Annotated in this window: 23 protein-coding genes; 9 read left to right on the forward strand and 14 right to left on the reverse strand. The window is 55.4% G+C overall.

The features are described 5' to 3' along the window. Positions 1-69 precede the first annotated feature (69 nt). The 5 genes from nanA to nanQ all read left to right on the forward strand — a co-directional run bounded on the left by nanA (position 70) and on the right by nanQ (position 4,670). The gene (gene nanA, locus ACWWFX_RS08195; protein ID WP_473223568.1) at positions 70-963 is read left to right on the forward strand and encodes an N-acetylneuraminate lyase; all 894 of its coding nucleotides are present in this window, start codon (positions 70-72) and stop codon (positions 961-963) included. 145 nt (positions 964-1,108) lie between these two features. Beyond that, on the forward strand, positions 1,109-2,599 hold the full coding sequence (locus ACWWFX_RS08200) for a sialate:H+ symport family MFS transporter (protein WP_473223569.1): 1,491 nt from the start codon (positions 1,109-1,111) through the stop codon (positions 2,597-2,599). A 45-nt stretch (positions 2,600-2,644) separates the two neighbouring features. Further along, entirely contained in the window at positions 2,645-3,334 is a 690-nt protein-coding gene (locus ACWWFX_RS08205) for an N-acetylmannosamine-6-phosphate 2-epimerase (RefSeq protein WP_276221117.1), read from the forward strand. Beyond that, positions 3,331-4,209 carry an N-acetylmannosamine kinase gene (gene nanK, locus ACWWFX_RS08210; RefSeq protein WP_473223570.1) on the forward strand — a complete coding sequence of 293 codons (879 nt, stop codon included), beginning with the start codon at positions 3,331-3,333 and terminating at the stop codon, positions 4,207-4,209. The genes ACWWFX_RS08205 and nanK overlap by 4 nt, the downstream gene beginning before the upstream one ends. Next, complete coding sequence (nanQ, locus tag ACWWFX_RS08215) at positions 4,203-4,670, forward strand: N-acetylneuraminate anomerase (protein WP_473223571.1); 468 nt, start codon at positions 4,203-4,205, stop codon at positions 4,668-4,670. Before nanK ends, nanQ begins: the two co-directional genes overlap by 7 nt. 207 nt (positions 4,671-4,877) lie before the next feature. On the opposite strand, the gene gltD is transcribed toward nanQ, so the two are convergent. Continuing rightward, entirely contained in the window at positions 4,878-6,296 is a 1,419-nt protein-coding gene (gene gltD, locus ACWWFX_RS08220; RefSeq protein WP_015962813.1) for a glutamate synthase subunit GltD, read from the reverse strand. 9 nt (positions 6,297-6,305) lie between these two features. Further along, a complete protein-coding gene (gltB, locus tag ACWWFX_RS08225; RefSeq protein ID WP_473223572.1) occupies positions 6,306-10,766 on the reverse strand; it encodes a glutamate synthase large subunit in 4,461 nt (1,486 codons plus the stop codon). Between the two features lie 683 nt (positions 10,767-11,449). Between gltB and mnmL the strand changes: the two genes are divergently transcribed. The 4 genes from mnmL to mtgA all read left to right on the forward strand — a co-directional run bounded on the left by mnmL (position 11,450) and on the right by mtgA (position 16,515). Further along, positions 11,450-12,424, forward strand: coding sequence for a tRNA modification radical SAM protein MnmL/YtqA (gene mnmL, locus ACWWFX_RS08230; RefSeq protein ID WP_473223573.1), 975 nt, complete (start codon positions 11,450-11,452; stop codon positions 12,422-12,424). Positions 12,425-12,570: 146 nt separating this feature from the next. Then, positions 12,571-14,907, forward strand: coding sequence for an aerobic respiration two-component sensor histidine kinase ArcB (arcB, locus tag ACWWFX_RS08235; RefSeq protein ID WP_473223574.1), 2,337 nt, complete (start codon positions 12,571-12,573; stop codon positions 14,905-14,907). A gap of 232 nt (positions 14,908-15,139) precedes the next feature. Beyond that, positions 15,140-15,793 (forward strand): isoprenoid biosynthesis glyoxalase ElbB, encoded by a 654-nt coding sequence (gene elbB, locus ACWWFX_RS08240; RefSeq protein WP_473223575.1) that lies wholly within the window; start codon positions 15,140-15,142, stop codon positions 15,791-15,793. Continuing rightward, complete coding sequence (mtgA, locus tag ACWWFX_RS08245) at positions 15,790-16,515, forward strand: monofunctional biosynthetic peptidoglycan transglycosylase (protein WP_473223576.1); 726 nt, start codon at positions 15,790-15,792, stop codon at positions 16,513-16,515. Before elbB ends, mtgA begins: the two co-directional genes overlap by 4 nt. On the opposite strand, the gene yrbL is transcribed toward mtgA, so the two are convergent. The 12 genes from yrbL to ACWWFX_RS08305 form a co-directional block, all read right to left on the reverse strand. Beyond that, entirely contained in the window at positions 16,512-17,144 is a 633-nt protein-coding gene (gene yrbL, locus ACWWFX_RS08250; RefSeq protein WP_276220990.1) for a PhoP regulatory network protein YrbL, read from the reverse strand. The two genes, mtgA and yrbL, sit on opposite strands and share 4 nt — an antisense overlap. Before the next feature lie 229 nt (positions 17,145-17,373). Then, the gene (npr, locus tag ACWWFX_RS08255; protein ID WP_015962820.1) at positions 17,374-17,646 is read right to left on the reverse strand and encodes a PTS phosphocarrier protein NPr; all 273 of its coding nucleotides are present in this window, start codon (positions 17,644-17,646) and stop codon (positions 17,374-17,376) included. Further along, a complete protein-coding gene (rapZ, locus tag ACWWFX_RS08260) occupies positions 17,643-18,497 on the reverse strand; it encodes an RNase adapter RapZ (protein ID WP_015962821.1) in 855 nt (284 codons plus the stop codon). The genes npr and rapZ overlap by 4 nt, the downstream gene beginning before the upstream one ends. Positions 18,498-18,530: 33 nt before the next feature. Then, positions 18,531-19,019 (reverse strand): PTS IIA-like nitrogen regulatory protein PtsN, encoded by a 489-nt coding sequence (ptsN, locus tag ACWWFX_RS08265; RefSeq protein WP_015962822.1) that lies wholly within the window; start codon positions 19,017-19,019, stop codon positions 18,531-18,533. Positions 19,020-19,075: 56 nt separating this feature from the next. Next, positions 19,076-19,363: a ribosome hibernation promoting factor gene (hpf, locus tag ACWWFX_RS08270; protein ID WP_149464000.1), complete on the reverse strand. Its 288-nt coding sequence runs from the start codon at positions 19,361-19,363 to the stop codon at positions 19,076-19,078. A 22-nt stretch (positions 19,364-19,385) separates the two neighbouring features. Next, on the reverse strand, positions 19,386-20,819 hold the full coding sequence (gene rpoN, locus ACWWFX_RS08275) for an RNA polymerase factor sigma-54 (RefSeq protein ID WP_149463999.1): 1,434 nt from the start codon (positions 20,817-20,819) through the stop codon (positions 19,386-19,388). A 47-nt stretch (positions 20,820-20,866) separates the two neighbouring features. Continuing rightward, positions 20,867-21,592: an LPS export ABC transporter ATP-binding protein gene (gene lptB, locus ACWWFX_RS08280; RefSeq protein ID WP_015962825.1), complete on the reverse strand. Its 726-nt coding sequence runs from the start codon at positions 21,590-21,592 to the stop codon at positions 20,867-20,869. A gap of 6 nt (positions 21,593-21,598) precedes the next feature. Then, positions 21,599-22,153 (reverse strand): lipopolysaccharide ABC transporter substrate-binding protein LptA, encoded by a 555-nt coding sequence (gene lptA / locus ACWWFX_RS08285; protein ID WP_015962826.1) that lies wholly within the window; start codon positions 22,151-22,153, stop codon positions 21,599-21,601. Beyond that, positions 22,122-22,697 carry an LPS export ABC transporter periplasmic protein LptC gene (lptC, locus tag ACWWFX_RS08290; protein WP_473223577.1) on the reverse strand — a complete coding sequence of 192 codons (576 nt, stop codon included), beginning with the start codon at positions 22,695-22,697 and terminating at the stop codon, positions 22,122-22,124. Before lptC ends, lptA begins: the two co-directional genes overlap by 32 nt. Further along, positions 22,694-23,260, reverse strand: coding sequence for a 3-deoxy-manno-octulosonate-8-phosphatase KdsC (kdsC, locus tag ACWWFX_RS08295; protein ID WP_108474958.1), 567 nt, complete (start codon positions 23,258-23,260; stop codon positions 22,694-22,696). The genes lptC and kdsC overlap by 4 nt, the downstream gene beginning before the upstream one ends. 14 nt (positions 23,261-23,274) lie before the next feature. Further along, entirely contained in the window at positions 23,275-24,261 is a 987-nt protein-coding gene (kdsD, locus tag ACWWFX_RS08300) for an arabinose-5-phosphate isomerase KdsD (protein WP_041686367.1), read from the reverse strand. Positions 24,262-24,275: 14 nt separating this feature from the next. Further along, positions 24,276-25,250, reverse strand: coding sequence for a calcium/sodium antiporter (locus ACWWFX_RS08305; RefSeq protein ID WP_015962830.1), 975 nt, complete (start codon positions 25,248-25,250; stop codon positions 24,276-24,278). Between the last annotated feature and the right edge of the window lie 184 nt (positions 25,251-25,434).

Raw genomic sequence — 25,434 nt, forward strand, 5'->3', positions numbered from 1 at the left:
AAAAATGATCTGGTATAACAGGTATAAAGGTACATAGTTAATCCGATTAAACATCACTATGAGGTATGTATGGCTAGCAACTTACGGGGCGTAATGCCCGCGCTTCTCACCCCTTTCGACGCACAACAAAAGATTGATAAAGAGAGCCTGCGTCGCCTGGTACGTTTTAACATCGCGCAGGGCATTGATGGCGTCTACGTGGGTGGCTCAACCGGAGAAGCGTTTATTCAAAGCCTCGCCGAGCGTGAAGAAGTGCTTGAAATTGTGGCGGAAGAGGGGAAAGGGAAAATCACCCTGATCGCCCACGTCGGCTGTGTGAGCACGGCGGAAAGCCAGCAGTTGGCGGCAGCGGCAAAACGTTATGGCTTCGATGCGGTATCTGCGGTGACGCCGTTCTACTATCCGTTCAGCTTTGAAGAACATTGCGATCACTATCGCGCAATTATCGACTCGGCTGATGGATTACCGATGGTGGTCTACAACATTCCGGCGCTGAGTGGTGTAAAACTGACGCTGGATCAAATCAATACGCTGGTCACGTTGCCGGGCGTCGGCGCGCTGAAACAAACCTCGGGCGATCTGTATCAGATGGAGCAGATCCGCCGCGAACATCCGGATCTGGTGCTTTACAACGGTTATGACGAAATCTTCGCCTCGGGCCTGCTGGCGGGGGCCGATGGCGGGATCGGCAGTACTTACAACATCATGGGCTGGCGTTACATGGGGATCGCGCAGGCGCTGAAAGCGGGCGATATCGCGAAGGCGCAGCGGTTGCAGCGCGAGTGTAACAAGGTTATCGACCTGCTGATCAAAGTCGGCGTCTTCCGTGGGCTGAAAACGGTGCTGCGTTACATGGATGTGGTCTCCGTACCACTGTGCCGCAAACCGTTTGCCCCGGTGGACGAGAAATACCTGCCGGAGCTGAAAGCGCTGGCGCAGCAGTTGATGCAGGAGCGGGGCTGAGTTTTTGTCGGATGGCGCTAACGCTTATCCGACCTACGTCCAGTAAGGTCGCGTAGGTCGGATAAGGCGCCAGCCGCCATCCGACACAGGCACAAACACATTCATACCAAAGCGCGTGGGCCTGGCCCACCGCGGGAGACTCACCATGAGTACAACAACCCAGAACATCCCGTGGTATCGCCATCTCAACCGGGCACAATGGCGGGCATTTTCCGCCGCCTGGTTGGGGTATTTGCTTGATGGTTTTGATTTTGTCTTAATCGCCCTGGTGTTAACCGAAGTGCAGGGTGAATTCGGTTTAACCACGGTTCAGGCGGCAAGCCTGATCTCCGCCGCCTTTATCTCTCGCTGGTTCGGCGGCCTGATGCTTGGCGCAATGGGGGATCGCTATGGTCGCCGCCTGGCAATGGTCACCAGTATCATTCTCTTCTCGGCGGGAACGCTCGCCTGCGGCTTTGCGCCGGGCTACACCTCCCTGTTTATCGCCCGTCTTGTGATCGGCATGGGGATGGCGGGGGAATACGGCTCCAGCGCAACCTATGTCATTGAAAGCTGGCCAAAACAGCTACGTAATAAAGCCAGCGGCTTCCTGATTTCCGGCTTCTCCGTCGGTGCTGTCATCGCGGCACAGGTTTACAGCCTGGTGGTGCCCGTCTGGGGCTGGCGCGCGCTGTTTTTCATCGGCATCGTGCCAATCGTCTTTGCGCTGTGGTTACGTAAAAACATCCCGGAAGCGGAAGACTGGAAAGCGAAACACGAAGGCAAAGCCCCGGTACGTACGATGGTCGATATTCTCTATCGCGGCCGGTATCGGGTAATGAACATCATCATGACCTGCGTCGCCGGTGCATCGCTGTGGTACTGCTTCGCCGGTGAAGCGCGCATTGCCGGGCTGGTGGCGCTGCTGGGCCTGGTGTGCGCGATTATCTTCATCAGTTTTATGGTGCAAAGCAGTGGCAAACGCTGGCCGACCGGCGTGATGCTGATGGTGGTCGTGCTGTTTGCTTTCCTCTACTCGTGGCCAATTCAGGCGCTGCTGCCGACCTATCTGAAAACCGAGCTGGCCTATGACCCGCACACCGTGGCGAACGTCCTGTTCTTCAGTGGATTTGGTGCGGCAGTAGGCTGCTGCGTGGGTGGTTTCCTTGGCGACTGGTTGGGTACGCGTAAAGCGTATGTCTGTAGCCTGCTGGCCTCGCAGTTATTGATCATCCCGGTGTTTGCGATCGGCGGCTCCAGCGTGTGGGTGCTCGGTTTCCTGCTCTTCTTCCAGCAAATGCTGGGGCAGGGGATCTCGGGGATCTTACCGAAACTGATCGGGGGGTATTTCGAAACGGATCAACGTGCGGCAGGGCTGGGCTTTACCTACAACGTCGGTGCGTTAGGCGGCGCGCTGGCTCCGATCCTCGGTGCGTTGATCGCCCAACGGCTGGATCTGGGAACCGCGCTGGGCTCGCTCTCCTTCAGCCTGACCTTTGTGGTGATCCTGCTGATCGGCCTTGATATGCCCACGCGCGTTCAACGCTGGATCCGCCCTGAAGCGCTGCGCACACACGATGCGATCGACGGTAAACCGTTCAGTGGAGCCGTACCGTTTGGCGGCGATAAAAGCGGATTAGTGAAAAGTAAAAGTTAACCAGGGAGCCCGGCGCAGGCCGGGCGCTTCTCCGAGGATATGATGATGTCTTTACTTGAACAGCTGAATAACAACATTGCGCAATCTGGCGGGCTGATTGTCTCCTGCCAGCCCGTCCCTGATAGCCCGCTGGATAAACCTGACATTGTCGCCGCGATGGCGCTGGCGGCGGAACAGGCAGGGGCAGTTGCACTGCGCATTGAAGGCGTAGCGAATTTACGCGCCACTCGCGCGCTCGTGTCCATCCCGATTATTGGCATCCTCAAACGTGACCTTGATGACTCACCGGTACGTATCACGCCTTTCCTGGAAGATGTCGATGCACTGGCACAGGCCGGGGCCGATATCATCGCCGTCGATGGCACGGACCGCGTGCGCCCGGCGGGCGTAGAAGCGCTTCTGGCACAGATTCACCAGCACGGTTTGCTGGCGATGACCGATTGCTCAACATTTGAAGACGGTATGGCCTGTCAGCGTCTGGGCGCAGACATTATCGGCACCACGCTTTCGGGCTACACCACGCCGCAGACACCGGAAGAGCCAGACTTCACACTGGTGAAATCCTTAAGTGACGCAGGCTGCCGGGTGATTGCCGAAGGGCGCTACAACACCCCTGCGCAGGCGGCTGAGGCGATGCGCCACGGCGCGTGGGCGGTCACGGTCGGTTCTGCTATCACACGTCTTGAACACATCTGCCAGTGGTACAACACGGCGTTAAAAAAGGCGGTGCTATGACCACGCTGGCGATTGATATCGGTGGCACCAAACTGGCAGCCGCCCTGGTGGATGATGCGCTGAACCTGCTGGAACGTCGCGAGCTACCCACACCGGCGAGCAAGACGCCGGATGCGCTACGCGACGCTTTGCAAACGCTGGTTGAGCCGCTTTTCCCTCGCGCCACGCGGGTGGCCATCGCCTCAACCGGGATTATTCGCGATGGCGTGCTGCTGGCGATTAACCCGCTTAATCTGGGCGGCTTGCTGAATTTTCCGCTCACGAAGACGCTGGAAGCGATAACCGGGCTGCCGACATTGGCAGTGAATGACGCGCAGGCAGCGGCGTGGGCGGAATATCATGCCCTGCATGGCGATTATCGTGACATGGTTTTCCTCACCGTCTCCACGGGCGTGGGGGGCGGTGTGATAAGCCGCGGCAACCTGATCGCCGGAACGGGCGGTCTGGCCGGGCATCTGGGGCATACGCTGGCCGATCCTAACGGGCCGATGTGCGGCTGTGGTCGTCGGGGCTGCGTAGAAGCCATTGCTTCAGGGCGCGGGATTGCCGCAGCGGCTCAGGGGGAACTCGCCGGATGTGACGCCAGAACAATTTTCACTCGCGCGGGACAGGGCAATGAACAGGCAACGCAACTCATTCACCGCTCGGCGCATACGCTGGCGAGACTCATCGCCGATGTAAAAGCGACGACGGATTGTCAGTGTGTAGTCATTGGCGGCAGCGTTGGGCTGGCGGAAGGATATTTAGCGCGAGTGGAGGCCTGCCTGGCGCAGGAACCTGACGTTTATCAGGTCACATTACAATCGGCGCATTATCGGCATGACGCCGGATTACTGGGGGCCGCGCTGCTGGCCCAGGGAGAAAAATCATGGTAACAGGGGATATTCAGGCGCTGAACGCAACGGGGTTACATCCCGTGCTGGTCGAGGCGCTTACGCTTTCATTAACCGCGCGACCACAGGAAAAAGCGCCGGGGCGCTATGAACTGCGCGGTGACGATATCTTTATGAATGTGATGGAATTTTCCACTCAGCCTGCCGAGAGCAAGAAAGCTGAGCTGCATGTGCAGTATGTGGATATCCAGCTCTTGCTGATGGGTGAAGAGCAGATTTTGTTCGGTGTGGCAGGGGCGGCACGGCAGTGCGAAGAGTTGCATGCTGATGAAGATTATCAGCTTTGCTCTGCCATCGAGGATGAGCAAGCGGTGACGTTAAAACCGGGAATGTTCGCCGTGTTTATGCCGGGAGAGCCGCATAAACCGGGGTGTACCGTGGCGCTATCGCGAGATATCAAAAAAACGGTGGTTAAAGTCCGCGCCAGCATGCTCGCACGTTAAAAAAAACCGGATGGCGCTGGCGCTTATCCGGCCTACAAGATTTCCGCAATGCATTGAATATGGAGTGTTTTGTAGGCCGGATAAGGCGGTTACGCCGCATCCGGCAAAAACAAAGTGCACTTTTTCAGCAATCTGATTTGGCAGACACTGTCTGCCAAATTTCCTGTTGCCGCCTTCCTTTCCAGGCAGGCGACGCCGAGGCAGGGCTTACACTTCCAGCCAGTTCATAATGCCGTCAGCCGCTTTACGGCCTTCGGCGATGGCGGTCACGACCAGGTCTGAGCCGCGGACGATATCGCCACCGGCAAAGATTTTCGGGTTGCTGGTCTGGAAGGCATTTTCGTGACCTTCCGGGGCGATGATGCGGCCCTGAGAATCCAGCTCGACGCTGTGTTTCGCCAGCCATTCCATGCTGTGCGGGCGGAAACCAAACGCCATCACCACCGCATCTGCCGGAACCACGTGCTCGGAGCCAGGAACGATTTCCGCACGACGGCGGCCTTTCGCATCCGGTTGGCCCATCTCGGTGCGCGCCATTTTCACGCCGCTCACCTTGCCGTTAGCATTCACTTCAATGCCCAGCGGCTGCACGTTGAACTGGAACTCAACGCCTTCTTCACGCGCGTTTTTCACTTCGCGGCGTGAGCCTGGCATGTTCTCTTCGTCACGACGATAGGCACAGGTGACGTGCGTTGCGCCCTGACGCACGGAAGTACGCACGCAGTCCATCGCCGTGTCGCCACCGCCAAGCACCACCACGCGTTTGCCTTCCATGTTGATGTACGGCTCGTCTTTGTTCTCACCAAAGCCCATGATTTGACGGGTATTGGCAATCAGGAACGGCAGCGCATCAAACACGCCAGAGGCATCTTCGTTTTCCAGACCGCCGCGCATCGACTGATAGGTGCCGACGCCGAGGAACACTGCGTCGTAATCACTCAGCAGAGTTTCAAGCTGCACGTCACGACCCACTTCGGTATTCAGTTTGAACTCAATGCCCATACCGGTGAAGATTTCGCGGCGGCGGGTCATCACCTCTTTTTCCAGCTTAAAGGCCGGAATACCGAAGGTCAGCAGGCCGCCGATTTCCGGATGACGATCGAACACGACCGCTTTTACGCCGTTGCGCGTCAGCACATCAGCACATGCCAGGCCCGCCGGGCCCGCGCCGATAATTGCCACTTTTTTGCCGGTTTGCTTCACACCAGACATATCCGGGCGCCATCCCATCTCGAACGCTTTATCGTTGATATAGCGTTCGATGTTGCCGATAGTCACTGCGCCGAACTCGTCGTTCAGGGTACAGGAACCTTCACACAGACGGTCCTGTGGGCAGACGCGCCCACACACTTCCGGCAGGGTGTTGGTTTGATGCGACAGTTCTGCCGCTTCAAAAATACGCCCCTCGTTGGCAAGCTTCAGCCAGTTCGGGATGTAGTTGTGTACCGGACATTTCCATTCACAGTACGGGTTGCCGCACGAGAGACAGCGATCGGCCTGCGCCTTGGCCTGACCTTCTGAAAACGGCTCGTAAATTTCAACAAACTCAATCTTGCGGATCTTTAACGCTTTCTTAGCGGGATCAACGCGTTGCAGGTCGATAAATTGATAAACGTTCTGACTCATGATGACCCCTTACTGCGCCTGCACGCGCAGCTCAGCTGCGCTACGACTACGGTGACCCAACAGTGCTTTGACATCGCTGGACTTCGGCTTAACCAGAGCAAATTTGGCAGAGAATGCCGGCCAGTTAGCCAGAATCTCTTCGCCGCGCTGGGAACCGGTTAACTGTACGTGCTCGGTAATCAGCCCGCGCAGGTGCTCTTCATGGATTGCCAGAGAGTCAACGTCCAGCACTTCTACCAGTTCCGGGTTGACGCGTTTGCGGAAATCGCCGCTTTCATCCAGAACGTAGGCGAAGCCGCCGGTCATGCCTGCGCCGAAGTTAACGCCGGTTTTACCCAGAATACAGACGATACCGCCGGTCATATATTCACAACCGTTGTCGCCAATGCCTTCTACCACGGTGATAGCGCCAGAGTTACGCACGCCGAAACGTTCACCCGCGCGGCCTGCGGCATACAGACGACCACCGGTCGCGCCGTACAGGCAGGTGTTGCCGATAATGCTCGCTTCATGGCTGCGGAAGGCGGAGCCAACCGGAGGACGAATGGCAATCAGGCCGCCCGCCATGCCTTTACCGACGTAGTCGTTGGCATCGCCGGTCAGGTACAGCTCTACGCCGCCCGCGTTCCAGACGCCGAAGCTCTGGCCTGCGGTGCCGCTGAAGTGTGCTTTAATCGGATCGGCAGCCAGACCCTGGTCGCCGTGCGTTTGCGCGATATAGCCGGAGAGCGACGCGCCCACGGAGCGATCGGTATTGCGAATATCGAACCAGAAGGTTTTGCTCTGGCGCTCATCGACAAACGATTTCGCCTGTTGCAGCAGTTGCGCATTCAGCACTCCGTTATCGAACGGCGGGTTGGTCTCGGTGCAGTACAACGCTTTGCCAGGATGTGGCTCGGCGGTCTCCAGCAGGCGAGACAGTTCCAGCTTCTGCTGTTTGGCGGTGAAACCATCCAGCTCTTTGAGCAGGTCGGTACGGCCAATCAGATCGACCAGACGCGTCACGCCAAGCTGCGCCATCAGCTCGCGGGTTTCACGGGCGATAAAGTCAAAGTAGTTGGTCACTTTGAACGGCAGGCCGTGATAGTGGTTCTTACGCAGTTTTTCGTCCTGAGTTGCAACACCCGTTGCGCAGTTGTTCAGGTGGCAAATACGCAGATATTTACAGCCCAGCGCCACCATCGGGCCGGTGCCAAAGCCGAAGCTTTCCGCGCCGAGAATCGCTGCTTTGATGATATCGACGCCGGTTTTCAGGCCGCCATCGACCTGCAAACGAATTTTATGACGCAAGCCGTTCGCCACCAGCGCCTGCTGGGTTTCCACCAGACCGAGTTCCCACGGGCAGCCTGCATATTTCACTGACGACAGCGGGCTTGCCCCCGTACCGCCGTCATAACCGGCGATGGTGATTAAATCGGCATAGGCTTTCGCCACGCCCGTGGCGATAGTGCCGACGCCCGGTTCGGAAACCAGCTTCACGGAGATCATCGCTTTCGGGTTGACCTGTTTCAGGTCGAAAATCAGCTGCGCTAAGTCCTCGATAGAGTAAATATCGTGGTGCGGCGGCGGGGAGATTAACGTCACGCCCGGCACCGAATAGCGCAGTTTGGCGATGTACGGGGTGACTTTATCACCCGGTAACTGACCGCCTTCGCCCGGTTTCGCGCCCTGAGCGACTTTAATCTGAATGACATCGGCATTGACAAGGTACGCTGGCGTGACGCCGAAGCGGCCGGAAGCCACCTGCTTGATGCGCGATACCTTGTTGGTGCCGTAACGCGCCGGGTCTTCACCGCCTTCACCGGAGTTAGAGTTGCCGCCGATGCTGTTCATCGCTTCCGCCAGCGCTTCATGTGCTTCCGGGCTCAATGCGCCGATAGACATCGCTGCGGTATCGAAGCGTTTAAACAGATCGCTTGCCGGTTCAACCTCATCAATGCTGACGGCGTCGCTACCTGGCGTGATAGCCAGCAGATCGCGCAGCGTTGCCGCCGGACGCTCGTTGACCAGCTTCGCGTATTCCTGATAGTCGCTGTACTCGCCGCTTTGAACGGCCTGTTGCAGGGTGCGCACCACGTCCGGGTTATAGGCGTGATATTCACCGCCGTGCACGTACTTCAGCAGGCCGCCCTGGCTAATCGGTTTACGCGCCAGCCAGGCACGTTTCGACAGGTTCAGCAGATCCTGCTGGAAGTCGTCAAAGTTTGCGCCGCCGATGCGGCTGACCACGCCCTGGAAGCATTGCTCAACCACATCATCGTGCAGGCCGACCGCTTCAAACAGTTTGGAGCAGCGGTAAGAGGCGATGGTTGAGATGCCCATTTTGGACATGATTTTGTACAGACCTTTGTTGATGCCGTTACGGTAGTTCAGCATCACGGTGCGATACGCTTTATCAATCGCTTTGGTATCGACCAGTTTCGCCAGCGTTTCGTAGGCGAGATACGGGTAGATAGCCGTCGCGCCAAAGCCCAGCAGCACGGCAAAGTGGTGCGGGTCGCGGGCGCTGGCGGTTTCGACGATGATGTTGGCATCGCAGCGCAGGCTCTTATCGACCAGGCGCGCCTGAATAGCGCCAACCGCCATCGGTGCCGGAACCGGCAGACGATTTTTGGCGATGTTGCGGTCAGAGAGCACCAGCAGAACGGTGCCGTTACGCACCATCTCTTCGGCTTTATCGCACAGCGCTTTTACCGTCGCTTCAAGCGAGGTTTCAGTCGCGTCGTAAGTGATATCGAGGGTGTCTGCGCGATAGTGCTCATCTGCAATCGTGGTGAGCTGTTTGAAATCAGAGAACAGCAGGATTGGCGATTTGAAGCTCAGGCGATGCGCCTGGCCTTCTGCTTCGCAAAATACGTTCATCTCGCGGCCAATGCTGGTCGCCAGCGACATGACGTGCGCTTCACGCAGCGGATCGATTGGCGGGTTAGTCACCTGCGCAAACTGCTGACGGAAGTAGTCGTAAATAATGCGCGGCTGGCTGGAGAGCACGGCAAACGGGGTGTCATCGCCCATTGAACCGACCGCTTCCTGGCCGTTTTCGCCCAGCACGCGGATAACCGAATCCAGCTCTTCCGCGCTGTAGTTAAACTGTTTCTGGTAGCTGGCGAGCGTGTCATCGTCCATCACGCGGCTGCCGACCTCTTCGTCCGGCAGATCTTCAAACGGCACCAGACGGCGGACGTTTTTCTCCATCCACTCTTTGTACGGGTGGCGGCTTTTCAGATCGTTATCGGTTTCGGCAGAGTGCAGAATGCGGCCGCTGCGGGTGTCGATCACCATCAGCTCGCCCGGCCCAACGCGGCCTTTTTCCATCACTTCGTCGGGCTGATAATCCCAGATCCCGACTTCCGATGCACAGGTGATGAGCTTGTCTTTGGTTATGACGTAGCGCGCCGGGCGCAGGCCGTTACGGTCAAGGTTACAGGCCGCGTAGCGACCATCGGACATCACGATGCCCGCCGGGCCATCCCACGGCTCCATGTGCATGGAGTTAAAGTCGAAGAACGCTCGCAGCTCCGGGTCCATATCCGGGTTGTTCTGCCAGGCTGGCGGAACCAGAAGACGCATTGCACGCACGATATCCATCCCGCCTGCCAGCAGCAGTTCGAGCATGTTATCCATTGAGCTGGAGTCAGAGCCGGTTTCGTTAACGAACGGTGCGGCGTCGTGCAGGTCAGGGATCAGCGGTGTCTGGAATTTATAGGTACGCGCGCGCGCCCACTGACGGTTACCGGTAATGGTGTTGATTTCACCGTTGTGCGCCAGATAGCGGAACGGCTGCGCCAGCGGCCAGCGCGGCACGGTATTGGTGGAGAAGCGCTGGTGGAACAGGCAGATGGCCGATTCCAGACGCAGGTCCGCGAGGTCCAGGTAGAAGCGCGGCAAATCCGCCGGCATACACAGACCTTTATAGATATTAACCAGGTTAGACAGGCTACAGACGTAGAACTCTTTGTCTTCCACCAGGCGTTGTTCAATGCGGCGACGGGCGATGAACAGACGGCGTTCCATATCGCGCGGGCGCCAGCCAGCCGGGGCATTAACAAAAATTTGCTCAATACGGGGCAGCGAGGAGAGGGCGATTTCACCGAGCACGCCTTCATTGGTCGGCACATCGCGCCAGCCAACAATAGAGAGCGTTTCACGTTGCAGTTCTTCTTCAACGATGCGGCGTGATGCGGCGGCTTTGTCCGGGTCCTGATTGAGGAACAGCATACCAACGGCGTAGTTTTTGGCTAAACGCCAGCCGCGCTCTTCCGCCACAATGCGGAAGAAACGATCCGGTTTTTGCAGCAACAGGCCGCAACCGTCACCGGTTTTACCATCGGCGAGGATTGCCCCACGGTGCTGCATGCGGGCCAGTGCGTGTATGGCGGTACGCACTACCTTGTGGCTAGGTTCGCCTTCTATGTGGGCGATCAGGCCGAAACCACAGTTATCCCTCTCAAGGGATTTATCGTACAACATATCAGTGAACCTCCCCAGGCTCTACGTGACTCACTCCGACACCGATTGCGCACGGGCGCAGAAAGAGCATGGCGACGGGATTGGGTCGTTCAATGACCAATCTCGCATTCGCCCTCTTTTGCCTTTTCGCGCAGGTAAAACAAGTTTGAGGACTTGCTTCAGAGGGAATCTCAATTACTGCATAAATATGATGAGCTGAGTGCTCATCCAGAAAGCTTCCAGCGGATTTCCAACTTATCGGGAATCCGTAGACAGGTCAAATGGCAAACTTATTTATCTGAAAATGTGCTATAGATGGCTTAATTCAATGATAATTATGGTTTTTGTTCATTTTTTACATTGTATTAACCACGAAATGGGGGCCGATGGAGTGTGATCTGTCTCACTGTCTGGAAGCGCTGTGATAAACGGCCTGTGCTGAATTTGCCGCTTAAAGTAGCACATAACACTGGCAATGGTTGTGCGGGTATAGGATCACTCTGTTTTTCTACGAGAGGCGGATTATTGCAAAATAAGCGGCGTATATAAGCAAAAGTAATCGGTTTGGCGGTGAATGAAATTGCATTTATTTTGAGTTGTTATGCAATAAGATAAAGGTCTACCGGGCGATTGATCCAGGTCATCGCCGATCGAGACTAAAAATGGCAGGCTTGGCCCATTTCTACAGGCCGGTCTATCAGATTATGCAGTTACAAAAATTAGTCAATATGTTTGGTGGGGATCTTGCGCGTCGCTATGGCGAAAAGGTCCATAAATTGACGCTGCATGGCGGGTTTAGCTGCCCGAATCGTGATGGCACTATTGGCCGGGGCGGCTGCACATTTTGCAATGTTGCCTCTTTTGCCGACGAAGCGCAGCAGTACCGCTCGATTGCCGAGCAGCTTGAACATCAGGCCAGCCTGGTGAATCGCGCCAAACGCTATCTTGCCTATTTCCAGGCTTATACCAGTACCTTTGCGGAAGTGCAGGTGCTGCGTTCCATGTATCAGCAGGCAGTCAGTCAGGCCAATATCGTGGGTCTGTGCGTGGGTACGCGTCCGGACTGCGTGCCGGAAGCGGTGCTCGACTTGCTCAGCGAATATAAAGACCAGGGTTATGAGGTGTGGCTGGAGCTGGGGCTACAAACCGCGCACGATAAAACGCTGCATCGCATCAACCGGGGGCATGATTTTGCGTGCTATCAGAACACGACGCGACTGGCGCGCGAACGCGGGCTGAAGGTCTGTTCGCACCTGATTGTCGGCCTGCCGGGCGAAGGGGCGAGTGAATGTCTGCAAACTCTGGAACGTGTGGTGGAGACCGGCGTGGACGGCATTAAACTGCATCCGCTGCATATCGTGAAGGGCAGCATTATGGCGAAGGCCTGGGAAGCGGGGCGCTTAAGCGGTATTGAGCTGGATGATTACACCGTGACGGCCGGTGAGATGATTCGCCACACGCCACCCGAGGTGATTTACCACCGCATTTCCGCCAGCGCGCGTCGCCCGACGCTGCTCGCGCCACTGTGGTGCGAAAACCGCTGGACCGGGATGGTGGAGCTGGATAAGTATTTGAATGAACATGGGGTACAGGGATCGGCGCTGGGGCGAGGGTGGGTGCAACCCCTCACCCCGACCCTCTCCCACAGGGAGAGGGAGAAAACCAGCGCAGAACATTAACACGCATGCGATCGGTCCCCTCTCCCTGTGGGAGAGGGTTAGGGTGAGGGCACAAAGACCGCACAACTCACCATTTTTCACACAACCTTCAACGCATTGCTCAGAATTGGGTATTATTGAGCGACGATGACGTGAAGGAACCCCCTATGAAGCAAATCCGTTTACTGGCGCAGTATTACGTCGACCTGATGATGAAGCTGGGTCTGGTGCGCTTTTCAATGCTATTGGCCCTTGCGCTGGTGGTGCTGGCCATTGTGGTGCAGATGGCCGTAACCATGGTGCTGCACGGCCAGGTTGAAAGCATTGATGTGATCCGCTCTATCTTCTTTGGTCTGTTGATTACGCCGTGGGCGGTCTACTTTTTATCGGTGGTGGTTGAGCAACTGGAAGAATCTCGCCAGCGCTTATCGAAGCTGGTGGAGAAGCTCGAAGAGATGCGCGAGCGCGATCTCAAACTTAACGTTCAACTCAAAGACAACATCTCGCAGCTCAACCAGGAAATCAGCGATCGTGAAAAGGCGGAAGCCGAGCGTGAAACTACGCTTGAGCAGCTGAAGGTCGAGATGAAGGAGCGTGAAGAGACGCAAATCCGCCTCGAGCAGCAATCCTCCTTCCTGCGCTCGTTCCTCGATGCCTCACCAGACCTGGTCTTCTATCGCAATGAAGATAAAGAGTTTTCTGGCTGTAACCGGGCGATGGAGCTGTTAACCGGTAAGAGTGAAAAGCAGCTTGTAAACCTGCACCCGGAAGACGTTTACTCGCCGGAAGCCGCGGCGAAAGTGCTGGAAACCGATGAGAAAGTGTTCCGTCATAACGTCTCGCTCACCTATGAACAGTGGCTGGATTACCCGGACGGCCGCAAAGCCTGCTTTGAAATCCGTAAAGTGCCTTATTACGATCGTGTCGGTAAGCGCCACGGCCTGATGGGCTTTGGCCGCGACATTACCGAGCGTAAGCGTTATCAGGACGCTCTGGAGCGCGCCAGCCGCGATAAGACCACCTTTATCTCCACCATCAGCCATGAACTGCGTACGCCGCTTAACGGCATCGTTGGCCTCAGCCGCATTCTGCTTGATACCGACCTGACCGCCGAACAGGAAAAATACCTGAAAACTATCCATGTTTCTGCGGTAACGTTGGGCAATATCTTCAACGATATCATCGATATGGATAAAATGGAGCGCCGTAAAGTTCAGCTGGATAACCAGACTATCGACTTTACCGGCTTTCTCTCCGATTTAGAAAACCTCTCCGGCTTGCAGGCGCAACAGAAAGGGCTGCGCTTCGTCATGGAACCGAGCTTGCCGCTGCCGCATAAAGTGATTACCGACGGTACGCGCCTGCGTCAGATCCTGTGGAATCTCATCAGCAATGCGGTGAAATTTACCCAGCAGGGCAAGGTTGAAGTGCGCATCCGTTACGACGAAGGCGATATGCTGCACTTTGAAGTGGCCGACTCCGGTATCGGTATTCCGCAGGAAGAGCAGGATAAAATCTTCGCCATGTACTACCAGGTGAAAGACAGCCAGGGCGGTAAACCGGCAACTGGCACCGGGATTGGACTGGCCGTTTCGCGCCGTCTGGCGCGCGACATGGGCGGCGATATTGAAGTCACCAGTAACCCAGGCCAGGGCTCAACCTTTATTCTGACCGTCCACGCGCCTGCCGTTGCCGACGAAGTTGAAGATACGCTGGACGACGACGATATGCCGTTGCCGGCGCTCAACGTGCTGCTGGTGGAAGATATCGAACTGAACGTCATTGTCGCCCGCTCGGTACTGGAAAAACTGGGCAACAGCGTTGACGTGGCGATGACCGGGAAGGCGGCGCTGGAGATGTTTACGCCAGGCGAATACGACCTGGTACTGCTGGATATTCAACTGCCGGATATGACCGGGCTGGATATTTCTCGCGAGTTAAAACAGAAATTCGCCGCTGATGATCTGCCGCCGCTGGTGGCATTGACGGCTAACGTGCTGAAAGATAAAAAAGAGTATTTGGAAGCGGGGATGGATGATGTGCTGAGCAAGCCGTTATCAGTACCGGCCCTCACCGCGATGATCAAAAAATTCTGGGACACCGCCGACGACGAGGAGAGTACCGCAATGCCAACTGAACAGGGTAAATCACAGCAGTTACTGGATATTCCGATGCTGGAGCAGTACATCGAACTGGTAGGGCCGAAGCTGATTACCGACGGTCTGGCCGTCTTTGAGAAGATGATGCCGGGATATCTGGCGGTGCTGGAATCGAATCTGACTGCACGCGATCAGAAAGGCATTGTCGAGGAAGGGCACAAAATCAAGGGCGCGGCGGGTTCCGTGGGCCTGCGTCATCTGCAGCAACTGGGGCAGCAGATCCAGTCGCCTGATTTACCGGCCTGGTGGGATAACGTCGGTGAATGGGTTGAAGAGATGAAAACCGAGTGGCAGCACGATGTCGCGGTGCTTAAATCCTGGGTGGCGAGCGCTGAAAAAAAATGACCCCGGCTAAACCGGGGTGCGCGAACACTGCGCCAACACCAGGGAAATCGTGGCTGCGCCATAAGATGTAATAGGAATTTAGTAAGACACAACCTGATGAATACGATTGCACGCAGATTAAGATAGCAAAACTTGAAACATTTGTTACATGAATCAGCAAAATATGTGAAGCATAGCGAGTTAATCAGAAATAGTAATAATCTTCAGTCAGTTACAGCGAGGGATAAGCATCATGAAAAAAGTTGGCGTTATTTTAAGCGGCTGCGGTGTCTATGACGGGTCTGAAATTCACGAAGCCACCATTACGCTGCTGGCCATTGCCCGTAGCGGCGCGCAGGCCGTGTGCTTTGCGCCGGATAAGCGCCAGTTCGATGTTGTGGATCATCTCTCGGGAGAAGCGATGGGTGAAAGCCGCAATGTGCTGATCGAGTCTGCGCGCATTGCGCGCGGTGATGTACGTCCGCTCGCCAGCGCACAGGCGGAAGAGCTGGATGCGCTGATTGTGCCCGGCGGTTTTGGCGCGGCGAAAAACCTCTCTAACTTTGCCACGCAGGGCGCGGCGTGCGAGGTTGATGCGCATCTGAAAGCGCTGGCGCAGGCAATGCATCAGGCGGGAAAACCGCTCGGCTTTATGTGTATCGCCCCGGCGATGTTACCGAAGATTTTTGATTTCCCGCTGCGCATTACCATCGGCACGGATATCGACACGGCAGAAGTGCTGGAAGAGATGGGCGCGGAGCATGTGCCGTGCCCGGTGGATGACATCGTTGTTGATGAAGACAACAAAGTGGTGACTACGCCGGCTTATATGCTGGCGCAGAACATTGCTGAAGCTGCCGAGGGCATTGAGAAGCTGGTGGCGCGCGTGCTGGTTCTGGCTGAATGAGCAAGCGCGTTTCACCGCTGGCGTGGATAAAACGTATCGTCTGGCGCGTCGCGCTACTGCTGGCGCTGTTCTGGGGCGGCGGTATCGCACTGTTCAGCTTTGTGCCAGTGCCCTTTTCTGCGGTGATGGTCGAGCGCCAGCTAAACGCCTGGCTGAGCGGCGATTTTCATTATGTGGCGCATTCCGACTGGGTCAGCATGGATGAAATCTCGCCGTGGATGGGACTGGCGGTGATCGCTGCCGAAGATCAGAAATTCCCGGAGCACTGGGGGTTCGATGTTCAGGCGATCGAAAAGGCACTTTCGCATAACGAACGCAACGAAAACCGCATTCGCGGTGCGTCGACGTTGTCGCAGCAGACAGCGAAAAACCTGCTGCTGTGGGATGGCCGTAGCTGGTTGCGTAAAGGGCTGGAAGCAGGGTTGACGGTAGGCGTTGAAACCGTCTGGAGTAAGAAACGTATTCTGACCGTTTACCTGAATATCGCTGAGTTTGGCGAGGGCACCTTTGGCGTAGAAGCCGCTGCTCAACGCTATTTCCATAAATCCGCCAGCAGGCTGACCATGTCGGAAGCGGCGCTGTTAGCCGCTGTACTACCGAACCCTATTCGCTTTAAAGCAGATGCCCCTTCAGGCTACGTGCGTAGCCGCCAGGCGTGGATACTGCGGCAGATGCGTCAGCTCGGCGGCGAATCCTTCATGACCCGCCACCAACTGCATTAAGCTTTGCGAGAAGAGAGCTCCAGCGTGCTGCGCTCTTCGCGCGGCTTGCTGTTATTCAGTGCAGCTGCCAGTACCGGCTGGGCAATAAAACGTTCCCACAGACGCTCCTGCTTACGACGACAGAACCATTTTGACCAGGTGGCCAGTGGAATAAAGGTTGATTCGCCGATGTTGTCGCAGATAACCGGCACCACTTCCGATTCGCTGATGCGATGGCACAGAATATTGGCTGGTTTCAGCGTCATGGTCACAATGTGGTTTTCGGTGATGTACTTCTTCAACGAGCGCAGGATCTGACGCAGCACAACCAGATCTTCTTCGTAGCGACACTCCGCAGCAAACTGTTTTAAGGTGATAGACGGTTTACCGTCAAAGTCGCTGATCACGTCATAGACGTAACCTGTTCCGCAGTCGGTCTCAACGGTGCCGTAATAGCGAGGAATACCGCTCCAGTCCTTCAGATAGCGATTGAGATGCGCGTAGTAGCCCAACTCTCGCTTAGTCTCTTTATCGCCGCCATCGTCGTTGTTGTAGACGATTTTGATGCAGCGTTGGGCATCATCCGGATGCGCATAACATTTACGATGTCTTCCGGTGCCCAGGGGGGTGTGATCCGATAAATGTAACATGACGCGCTCCTGGAATTATTTGCTGACAATTGACCAGTATCGACACCAAACTTAAATGAAACATAAACGAACCTTGTTAAGGTTTTCTTAAGGTTAATCCTGGACTAAAAAGCGCACAAATTGTACAGGGATAATAAAAAAAAACGCCAAATGGCGTTTTTACGGTAGAGGAGCTTTTCGTAGGCCAGATAAGGCGAAGCCGCCATCCGGCATGGGGAAGGGAGACTACTTAATCTTCATCAAACCCAGATTCAAACAGCGCAATAACCGCGGCCAGCGCTTCGACTTCCTGCGGGCCGGAGGCTTCCACTTCAATCTGGCGTCCTTTGGCGGAGTCCAGCATCAACAGCGCAATCACACTATTGGCTTCCGCCTCTGTGCCTTCGTCGTTGCGCAGCAGTACTTCCGCATCAAAACCTTGCATCAGTTCAAACAGCTTCATCGCTGGCCGGGCGTGCATGCCCAGCCTGTTGGTGATTTCAACGGTTTGCTTTACGGTCATGATTTACGTTTTTCCAGCGTCCGGTGACGAGACTGCACGTTCTTACCGCGAGAGCGGAAGTAGTCAGCCAGTTGTTCGGCGACATACACCGAACGGTGTTTACCGCCGGTACAGCCAATCGCCACAGTCAGATAGCTACGGTTATTGGTTTCCAGCATAGGTAACCATAGCTCAAGATAGCTGCGGGTCTGGTAGATAAAGTTATGGACTTCCGTATGCCTGTCGAGGAACGCGGCAACCGGTTTATCGAGGCCGGTCATTGGGCGCAGTTTTGGATCCCAGTGCGGGTTTGGCAGGAAGCGTACGTCGAAGACGTAATCCGCATCGATAGGAATACCGTGCTTGAAGCCGAAGGATTCAAACACCATCGTCAGTTCGCGCTCGCGTTTGCCCAGCAGGCGGGTACGCAGCATTTCTGCCAGCTCGTGTACCGACATCTCGGAGGTATCGACGATAAGGTCCGCGCGTGAGCGCAGCGGCTCCAGCAGGTCGCTCTCTTTGTCGATTGCGCTCTCCAGTGACAGGTTTTTGCTGGAAAGCGGGTGCAGACGGCGCGTGTCGCTGTAACGACGGATCAGCGTATTGCGATCGGCATCGAGGAACAGCAACTGTGGAGAAAATGCGTCCGGCAGATTTTCCATCGCTTTTTCGAAGATTTCCGGCGACTCCGGCATGTTACGCACGTCGATACTGACGGCGGCGGAGATCTCCCGGTCGGCCAGCGTTTTCGCCAGCTCTGGCAGCAGGACTACCGGCAGGTTGTCCACACAGTAGAACCCCATATCTTCCAGCGCCCGTAAGGCCACGGATTTACCCGAGCCTGAGCGGCCGCTGACGATCATCAGTACCATGTACCGTTTCTCCTCAGTACGAACTCATTTCCCTTACGCTTCATCACTGTTTTCCGTTTCGGTGATGATTTGATAAAGCTCTTCGTCACTCTGCGCTGAGCGCAGGCGGCGGCAGATAGTTTTATCCGCCAGACGTTTCGCCACCAGTGAAAGCGTATGTAAGTGCGTTTTGGTTTGGTCCGCAGGCACCAGCAGAGCAAACAGCAGGTCGACAGGCTGATTGTCGATGGCGTCGAACGCGATAGGCGTTTCAAGCTGCACAAAAACGCCCACGGCGCGCAGCGTATCTTCTTCCAGCTTACCGTGTGGAATGGCGATGCCATTGCCAATACCGGTACTGCCCATTTTCTCGCGGGTGAGAATCGCTTCAAACACCACCTGAGGAGGCAGACCTAACTGCTTTGCCGCCAGTTCACTGATGATTTCCAGCGCACGTTTTTTACTCTGGCAGTGAACAGCACTGCGGGTACATTCCTGGTTAAGCACATTGCTCAGTTGTAGAGCCGAATCGTTATTTATCATAATTTCACCTAAGCATCGCCCGACACTTTACCGGCATCGGGCGACCGCCCGGACAATTAGTGTTGTTTCAGTTTATCTTTATGTTTATTAAGCTGCCGCGCCAGTTTGTCGATCAACAGATCAATAGCGGCATACATGTCCTGCCCTTCCGCGCTGGCATGAAGTTCGCCCCCGTTAACATGCAGGGTCGCATCCGAGATGTGCGTCAATTTCTCCACTTTTAACACAATATAGACCTGATTGATCCTCTCAAAATACTGTTCCAGCTTCACGAATTTCGTGTTGATGAAATCGCGCAGGGCTTCAGTGATTTCGACGTTGTGTCCAGTGATGTTGAGCTGCATAGTGTCTTCCTTATCAGTTGAGTCACACCAGTTGTTTACGCTGGTTAGACGGCGGAATGGATAAAGACTCTCGGTACTTCGCAACGGTTCGACGGGCCACCATGATACCCTGATCGGAGAGCATGGAGGTCAGCTTACTGTCGCTCAGTGGTTTCGCGGGATTTTCCGCGGCAATCAATTTCTTCACCAGCGCGCGAATCGCCGTGGATGAGGCTTCGCCGCCACCCTCGGTATTCACATGGCTTGAGAAGAAATACTTAAGCTCAAAAATACCGCGCGGGCTATGCAAATACTTCTGCGTAGTCACGCGTGAAATCGTGGACTCGTGCATCTCGACGGTCTGGGCGATATCCGCCAGCACCATCGGTTTCATATACTCTTCGCCGGACTCAAAAAACGCCTGCTGCTGCTCAACGATGCAGCGGCTGACGCGCAGCAACGTGTCGTTGCGGCTCTCAAGGCTTTTAATCAGCCACTTCGCATCCTGCAGATTACTGCGAATAAACTGGCTGTCGGCGTCGTTACGGACGTTGTTACACATGCCCGCGTAGTGCTGATTAATTTGCAAACGTGGAATGCTGTCGGCGTTGAGTTCCACCACCCAGCGGCCACTGACTTTGCGTACCAGCACATCAGGGATAACGTACTCCGGCTCGCCAGTCTGGATCGACTGACCCGGACGCGGATCCAGTGACTGAATCAGATCCACCGCTTCTTTCAACACGTCTTCTTTCAGACGCGTGACGCGCATTAACGATCGGAAATCGTGGTTGGCAAGCAGATCGAGATGGTCGCTGATGATCAGACGGGCTTCGGCGAGGCGGGGGGTTTCTTTGGCAAACTGAGAGAGCTGAATAAGCAGGCAATCGCGGAGATCGCGGGCGGCGACGCCCACCGGGTCAAATCGCTGGATCCGTTTAAGCACCGCTTCGACTTCATCCAGACCGATTTCGTCATCGCCCATGCTCTCGCGGATATCTTCCAGCGGGACGGTCAGATAACCGGTATCGTCAACGGCGTCGACGATGGAGGTGGCTATCGCCCGGTCGGTATCGGTAAACGGCGTGAGTTCCACCTGCCACATCAGGTAATCCTGAAGAGACTGGGTGGTTTCGCCCTGATAGACCGGCAGTTCGTCGTCCTGGTAATCTGCGCCAGTGCCTGAGGGCGTTCCGGCGGTGTAGATTTCATCCCAGCTGGCATCGAGCGGCAGCTCTTCCGGCATATCTTTCTGTTCGAGCGCGTCGGCGCTGTCTAACGTTTCGTTATCCGGCGTCTCTTTGGCATCGATTTCTTCATGAATATCGGTTTGCTCAAGCAGGGGATTACTCTCCAGCGCTTGCTGAAGTTCCTGCTGCAGTTCCAGCGTCGACAGCTGTAACAAGCGAATAGCCTGTTGCAGCTGTGGCGTCATGGCGAGCTGTTGGCTGAGCCTTAATTGCAAACCTTGCTTCATGTTCAGTGCGATAATCTCCGGCTAACCTCTCTCATGCTTCTACCCTATCAGAGTCTGAAGTCTTCCCCAAGATACACACGTTTAACATGTTCGTCTTGTAAGATCTCTGTCGGGGTGCCGTGGGCGATAAGCTGCCCCTGGCTGACGATATACGCACGCTCACACACCGCCAGCGTTTCGCGGACGTTGTGGTCAGTGATTAACACGCCGAGACCGCTGTCGCGCAGGTGCTCAATGATGTGTTTGATATCGATAACGGAGATCGGGTCAACGCCCGCAAACGGTTCATCCAGCAGGATAAATTTCGGATTTGCGGCCAGCGCGCGGGCGATCTCTACGCGGCGGCGTTCGCCCCCGGACAGCGATTGACCCATGTTGTCGCGCAGGTGTTCGATGTGGAACTCTTCCATCAGCTCATTACAGCGGTCTTCGCGCTGTTCGCTGGTGAGATCGTCGCGAATTTGCAGCACGGCCATCAGGTTGTCGTATACGCTCAGACGACGGAAAATGGACGCTTCCTGCGGCAGATAGCCAATCCCGCGGCGCGCACGGGCGTGCAGCGGCAGCAGGCTGATATCTTCGTCATCAATAATGATATTGCCCGCATCGCGCGGCACGATACCGACCACCATGTAGAAGGTGGTGGTTTTACCCGCGCCGTTCGGCCCAAGCAGGCCCACAATCTCACCGGAGTTGACGGTCAGACTGACATCCTCTACCACGCGGCGGCCTTTGTAGGCTTTAGCCAGGTTCTTTGCAGTTAATGTCGCCATAACGAATTAGTTACTCTTCTTCTGTGCCGGAGCCTGGTCTTTGTTTTTGTCCTGCAACTGGGACGGAACCAGAACGGTCGTTACGCGTTTACCTTTTTCGCTAAACGCCTGCATTTTCTGTTCTTTAACCAGGTAAGTGATTTTGTCGCCCTTGATGTTGCTGTCGACCTGTTCCAGATACGCGTTACCGGTCAGTACCACGAAATCACTTTGCAGTTCATAGTGCATTTTGGCGGCGTGGCCTTTCACCGGTTTGCCGTTGTCCTGCATCTGGTAGAAGGTCGCCGGGTTACCGTAGCCGTCGATCACTTCTTTGCCTTTTTCGCCGCCAGGACGGGTCACCACCACCTTGTCGGCGTTAATTTTGATACTGCCCTGGGTCACAATAACGTTGCCGGTAAAGGTCACGATATTGCCCTGCATATCCAGCGACTGCTGATCGGATTCAATATGAATCGGCTGGTCAGTATCACCAGTCAGTGCCAGTGCCGGCAGGCTGGCTGCCAGCAGAGAACCGGCGAGCGCCAGCTTAAGGCTGAGTTTGTTTGTTCTGAATTTCATAGGAGGTTCTAACCTTTTCAATCAGCTCGGCGTTCTTGCTGCGTAAATTGCCGCGCATTTTCAGGCCGCTGGAATTAAATGTCGTTCCGTATAACGTCACCAAATCATCAGAGGTAACATCCTGGGTGACCAGGTTGATCTGGGCGTTATCCGTCGTAATTTTGCGCAATTGCGCGTCAGGGGTCAGTGCGTTAACTTCAACGTGACCGTAAAGGTACAGCATGCGATCGTTTGTCAGCTTCGCTTTATCGGCTTTGATTGACCAGGTTGGCACTTTATCGGTGTCAAACGTGGTCAGTCGCGGCTGGGTAAACCACGAGACAGCTTCGTCGGAAAAATACTCGACGTGTTCTGCGATTAACCGATAATTCAACGCGCCTTCAGGGCTGTAGACCACCGTATCGGTATGTTCGCTTTTATAAGTTGGGTCGTTGGTGTTAACCACCGCCTGACCTTCATCATCATTGCTGGCCAGATTCACGCCAATGAGGACGAGTGCCGCAAGCGAAAGCAGGATAATAACCCAACGTCTGGTTTTACTCATATCGATTGCCCTTTGGCTTCCTCTAACTTCCCTTGCGCCAGCAACAGGAGATCGCACACTTCGCGGACCGCGCCGCGCCCACCGGCAATACGGGTGACGTAATCCGCACGCGGCAGCAACAGCGGATGCGCGTCATTGACCGCAACGCTTAAACCCACTTCCGCCATGACCGGCCAGTCGATGAGATCGTCACCCACATAAGCGACTTCATCGGCCTGCAAACCGAGCTTGCCGAGCAGCTCGCGATAGGCGATAAGTTTATCGGATTGCCCTTGATAAAGATGGGTAATTCCTAACGTATCACAGCGGTCTTCTAACAGTTTAGCTTTTCGCCCGGTAATAATGGCAACTTCGATTCCGGACGTCAGGGCGCAGCGAATACCGTAGCCATCACGCACGTTAAACGCTTTCAGCTCTTCGCCGTTATTCCCCATGTAAATCAGGCCATCGGACAGCACGCCATCGACGTCGAGGATCAGCAGGCGAATTTTCGCCGCCTTCTCAATAAATTCGGTGCTCACCGGGCCGTAACAGGTTGCCACGGAAGTGACAGCATTACTCATTGTTTTTAATCCTTTTACACTACGCCTGCGCGCAGTAAATCATGCATATGGATGACGCCCAGCAGGTGATCGCCATCGGCAACCAGCACGCAGGTGACGTGGCGTGATTGCATCAGGTTTAGCGCGTCAACGGCCAGCGTACCTGGACGGATACGAATGCCGCCTGGGGTCATCACATCGGCGATGCTCAGGCTACGTAAATCGGCGCCATTATCAAAGATGCGGCGCAGGTCACCATCGGTGAAGATACCGTCGATCTTCATGTTGGCATCGCAAATTACCGTCATGCCGAGGTTTTTGCGGGTAATTTCCAGCAGCGCATCACGCAAAGAGGCTTCTTTGCTGACGCGCGGAATTTCGTCGCCGGTGTGCATAATATCGTTTACGCGCAGCAACAGCTTGCGACCCAGTGCGCCGCCGGGGTGGGAGAGCGCAAAATCTTCGGCAGTGAAACCGCGCGCTTTCAGCAACGCAACTGCCAGCGCATCACCCATCACCAGCGCCGCGGTGGTGCTGGAAGTCGGCGCCAGGCCCAACGGGCAGGCTTCTTTCGGCACTTTCACGCACAGATGGATATCCGCCGCGCGGCCCATACTGCTTTCCGGGCGGCTGGTCATGCAAATCAGCGGCACCTGTAAACGTTTCAGAACTGGGATCAATGCCAGAATTTCGTTTGATTCACCGGAGTTAGACAAGGCGATGACGATATCGTGCGGCGTCACCATGCCCAAATCGCCATGTGCGGCTTCGCCCGGATGCACGAAGAACGCGGAGGTGCCGGTGCTGGCAAATGTCGCAGCCATTTTGCGGCCAATATGCCCGGATTTCCCCATGCCCATCACCACGACTTTACCGCTGCAGTAGAAGATTTTCTCACAGGCGCGGCTGAAGTCGTCGTTGATGTATTGATCGAGCTGGGCCAGGCCCTCGCGTTCAATCTCCAGCACCTCTTTCCCGGCTTTCTGGAAGTCAAAACCCGGTTGCAAATCGATTTGCGACATAATGTTATCCCGATTCATTCTACAAAGAGCGGCGTCGCCCACCAGAGCATCGCCAGCCATGCGATAAACCCGCCGGTTAAGAGCGCGCCCGCCACGCGGCCAATTTGTTGACGTCGCCAGCACAGCAACGCAAAAATCACGCTCACGATAACCATCACCCCGTAATCGCGGGTGAAGGCCAGTGGGTTAAACGCGCCAGGCGCAAGCAGCGCCGGTATTCCAAGAACAATGGCGATATTAAAAAAGTTGGAGCCGATGATATTACCAATGGCAATGTCATTTTCGCCTTTGCGCACGCCCGCGATTGCCGTTGCCAGTTCTGGGAGACTGGTACCCAGCGCAATGGCGGTCAGGCCTATTGTTAGCTCGCTCATGGCAAAGAAATTGGCCAGTACGGTAGCGTTATCCACAACCATACGCGTCGCCATGGGCATAATAATCAATGCGATACCGAGCCACAGGAACGCAACCGGCAGCGAACCTTCGCGAGGGAGTTCCGCGACCTGTTCGCGGGTCAGGCTATCGTTTCCCTGACGTTCCGCCAGCCGGGCGATTTTAACGGTAAACAGCAACCAAAGCACCGCCAGCGCGAGCAAAAAAACGCCATCAAACAGTGATAATTCACCATCATACAACACATAGCCCGCCAGCAGGCTGACGATTAACATTAAGGGAACTTCGCGGCGCAGGATATCAGAATGCACGGTAAAAGGGTGCAGCAAGGCGGCAAGCCCAAGGATCAATAAAATATTGATGATATTCGAGCCAATGGCGGTGCCAATGGCTAAATCGACCTGCCCGTGCAGCGCGGCGGCGGAAGAAACAATAATTTCCGGTAATGATGTGCCGACGCTGACCACCGTCAGACCAATAATCAACGGCGGGATACCTACCGCGCGACACAGTATTGATGCGGAGTAAACCAGACGGTCGGCGCTGTAAACCACCAGAAGTAAACCAATTATGAACAGAGCCGTCGCTAAAAGCATTCAAAGTCCTTTCTTAAGGTATAATCGCTAGTCCGTAACGCCTGGTCGTAACGAATTCTTAATTTTGACTTTATGCGCTGTAAAAGTAAAACAAATGCCAGATTTCGTTAACCAAAGCAGAGCAGATTCTGTAAGAATGTCGGGTTTAGGGCAGGGAATCATTCCATGCTCACCCTGTTAAGGT

The sequence above is a fragment of the Pseudocitrobacter sp. 2023LY-00077 genome (genome assembly GCF_055796175.1).

Coding starts and splice junctions, on each gene's coding strand:
- nanA (WP_473223568.1), top strand. CDS start 70: ATGGCTAGCAACTTACGGGGCGTAATGCCCGCGCTTCTCACCCCTTTC.
- ACWWFX_RS08200 (WP_473223569.1), top strand. CDS start 1,109: ATGAGTACAACAACCCAGAACATCCCGTGGTATCGCCATCTCAACCGG.
- ACWWFX_RS08205 (WP_276221117.1), top strand. CDS start 2,645: ATGTCTTTACTTGAACAGCTGAATAACAACATTGCGCAATCTGGCGGG.
- nanK (WP_473223570.1), top strand. CDS start 3,331: ATGACCACGCTGGCGATTGATATCGGTGGCACCAAACTGGCAGCCGCC.
- nanQ (WP_473223571.1), top strand. CDS start 4,203: ATGGTAACAGGGGATATTCAGGCGCTGAACGCAACGGGGTTACATCCC.
- gltD (WP_015962813.1), bottom strand. CDS start 6,296: ATGAGTCAGAACGTTTATCAATTTATCGACCTGCAACGCGTTGATCCC.
- gltB (WP_473223572.1), bottom strand. CDS start 10,766: ATGTTGTACGATAAATCCCTTGAGAGGGATAACTGTGGTTTCGGCCTG.
- mnmL (WP_473223573.1), top strand. CDS start 11,450: ATGCAGTTACAAAAATTAGTCAATATGTTTGGTGGGGATCTTGCGCGT.
- arcB (WP_473223574.1), top strand. CDS start 12,571: ATGAAGCAAATCCGTTTACTGGCGCAGTATTACGTCGACCTGATGATG.
- elbB (WP_473223575.1), top strand. CDS start 15,140: ATGAAAAAAGTTGGCGTTATTTTAAGCGGCTGCGGTGTCTATGACGGG.
- mtgA (WP_473223576.1), top strand. CDS start 15,790: ATGAGCAAGCGCGTTTCACCGCTGGCGTGGATAAAACGTATCGTCTGG.
- yrbL (WP_276220990.1), bottom strand. CDS start 17,144: ATGTTACATTTATCGGATCACACCCCCCTGGGCACCGGAAGACATCGT.
- npr (WP_015962820.1), bottom strand. CDS start 17,646: ATGACCGTAAAGCAAACCGTTGAAATCACCAACAGGCTGGGCATGCAC.
- rapZ (WP_015962821.1), bottom strand. CDS start 18,497: ATGGTACTGATGATCGTCAGCGGCCGCTCAGGCTCGGGTAAATCCGTG.
- ptsN (WP_015962822.1), bottom strand. CDS start 19,019: ATGATAAATAACGATTCGGCTCTACAACTGAGCAATGTGCTTAACCAG.
- hpf (WP_149464000.1), bottom strand. CDS start 19,363: ATGCAGCTCAACATCACTGGACACAACGTCGAAATCACTGAAGCCCTG.
- rpoN (WP_149463999.1), bottom strand. CDS start 20,819: ATGAAGCAAGGTTTGCAATTAAGGCTCAGCCAACAGCTCGCCATGACG.
- lptB (WP_015962825.1), bottom strand. CDS start 21,592: ATGGCGACATTAACTGCAAAGAACCTGGCTAAAGCCTACAAAGGCCGC.
- lptA (WP_015962826.1), bottom strand. CDS start 22,153: ATGAAATTCAGAACAAACAAACTCAGCCTTAAGCTGGCGCTCGCCGGT.
- lptC (WP_473223577.1), bottom strand. CDS start 22,697: ATGAGTAAAACCAGACGTTGGGTTATTATCCTGCTTTCGCTTGCGGCA.
- kdsC (WP_108474958.1), bottom strand. CDS start 23,260: ATGAGTAATGCTGTCACTTCCGTGGCAACCTGTTACGGCCCGGTGAGC.
- kdsD (WP_041686367.1), bottom strand. CDS start 24,261: ATGTCGCAAATCGATTTGCAACCGGGTTTTGACTTCCAGAAAGCCGGG.
- ACWWFX_RS08305 (WP_015962830.1), bottom strand. CDS start 25,250: ATGCTTTTAGCGACGGCTCTGTTCATAATTGGTTTACTTCTGGTGGTT.